The 1616-nt window shown below is 47.8% G+C and carries 2 protein-coding genes; both read left to right on the top strand.

What is annotated here, in order from left to right:
* The coding region (rsgA, locus tag A3750_RS19625) for a small ribosomal subunit biogenesis GTPase RsgA (RefSeq protein ID WP_068548669.1) at positions 1–1002 on the top strand (1002 nt) is incomplete at its 5' end.
* 10 nt (positions 1003–1012) lie between these two features.
* A partial coding sequence (locus A3750_RS19620; protein WP_156498763.1) for an HDOD domain-containing protein occupies positions 1013–1616 on the top strand: 604 nt, incomplete at its 3' end.

Raw genomic sequence — 1616 nt, 5'->3', positions numbered from 1 at the left:
CGCGTCGATAAAATTCAGGCGGAAAAAACCGCTCGTGCAGAAAAAAAACAACGCAAATTAAATGATCAAGTGCTCGGCGGCGAGCTGGGCGCAGAACAACGTGGACTAATCATCGCCCACTTTGGGCAAACTCTCGATGTCGAGGCACTAGAGGGTGAAAGCAAAGGCGAGATCTATCGTTGCTATGTGCGCGCAAATATTGAAGCACTTGTTACTGGTGATGAAGTTATCTGGCGCCCTGGCACCGATCATAGCGGTATTATTGAAGCCCAACTTGAACGCCAAAGCCTACTTCAACGCCCAGATAACTATGGCCAGCTTAAACCTGTTGCCGCCAACCTTGACCGCATTCTCATTGTCGTAGCGCCAGAACCTACCCCCTTCGCTAATCTTATTGATCGTTACCTGGTTGCTGCGGAAACCACAGGCATAAAGCCAGCGATCCTGTTCAATAAAAGCGATTTGATCAACAACATTAACCGTGAGCTGATTGACGGCCTGATGAACACTTATGAAGCGCTTGGCTATGAGGTACTTCTGACTTCAGCCAATGATGAGCAGGACTGCAGCGAAACGCTTCTTTCTTGGCTTGCCAACCACACCAGTGTATTCGTCGGCCAGTCTGGTGTTGGTAAGTCATCACTAATTCGAACCATTCTAGGAGATCAAAGCATCCGCGTAGGAGAGTTATCGGAAAACACACGAAAAGGCACGCATACGACCACTACTGCAAAGCTATTTCACTTACCTCAGGGCGGCCGCCTGGTCGACTCACCAGGGATTAGAGAATTCGGGCTTTGGCACATTACCGAGAATGAGTTACTTGAAGGTTTTATCGAATTCCGTCCTTTCATTGGCTATTGCAAATTTCGTGATTGTAAACACGAGCAAGAACCAGGCTGCGCAATTCAAAAAGCTTTAGAGGACAACAAAATTTCCTCGTCACGAATGCAGAGCTATCGTCATATATTGTCTACACTAGACGACATCGAAACCTATTAGGCAATGGCAAATGCCCGAACTACAGTCCGAAAAAAAGCAGTATCCGCGCGATATTACGCAATGGCTTGACTACCTTCTAGCGCGCAAGCTCCCTACTGCATTATCTTTGGCGCCAACATGCATAAAGCAAATGGATGAGGGATCGCCAAGCTATCTCGATCTCGCAAGAATACTGGCATCAGACCCGGTGATCTCGCTCACTTTGATGCGTAAAGCCAATCAGAATCCTCGCCAAACATCTGTATTCAGCAAAACACTTGACCATGCGATGAGTATGCTGGGCCATGCTCAGATCCGAGAAGTTCTGACCAAAACGCCTAAACTGGAAACAAAGTACGGATATCGAGCTTACTATCAAGCGCAAAATATCAGCCTCACTCGCGCCAGCCTAGCTCAAACATTTGCTGAGGCAAAAGGCACACAAAAGGGCAACGATGTTTTTTGGGGGAGTCTCTTCGCAGATGCAGCCGAATGGTATTTGTGGTGCTACGCAACACCACTAATGCGTAAGATAGCATCCTGCCCACAAGCGCATCAGAAGCAAGAAGCCGAAGTTCAACTCGGTTGCGACTTGAACGCGTTGCAACTGGAAATACTAAAAGCGCTCAATGCAC

Source organism: Oleiphilus sp. HI0079 (assembly GCF_001635105.1).
Note: the sequence above shows the minus strand (reverse complement) of the source record. Positions and strands in the feature narration are given on the sequence as shown.